This is a genomic window from Shewanella sp. T24-MNA-CIBAN-0130, from assembly GCF_040310185.1.
Classification (GTDB): domain Bacteria; phylum Pseudomonadota; class Gammaproteobacteria; order Enterobacterales; family Shewanellaceae; genus Shewanella; species Shewanella psychromarinicola.
The window spans coordinates 1-238 of sequence record NZ_JBEOPP010000545.1; the positions used below are offsets into that span (position 1 = coordinate 1).

The 238-nt window shown below is 46.2% G+C and carries 1 pseudogene; it reads right to left on the minus strand.

Features of this window, described 5'->3' with window-relative positions:
• Positions 1 to 238: pseudogene (locus AAEZ02_RS23440) on the minus strand (ABC transporter permease); the annotation flags it as partial.

Consider the following 238-nt stretch of genomic DNA (forward strand, 5'->3'; position numbering starts at 1 on the left):
TAACCTTAAAATCTTGCTGTTTACGCGCAATTGCCATAATCGCCATGGTGACGAATAGCGCAAACAAGCCCCACAGTTGAAGCCATTTAGGCATGACAGCCGACCAACCTGCTCCTAATTGATTCAATTCGAGCATTCCCATGATAGCAGGCACTGCGGGAATAACTTGAGATGCTAATACCAATGGTTCAGGAATAAGCGCCAATGGCCACACAAACCCAGACACGAATAGAATTGG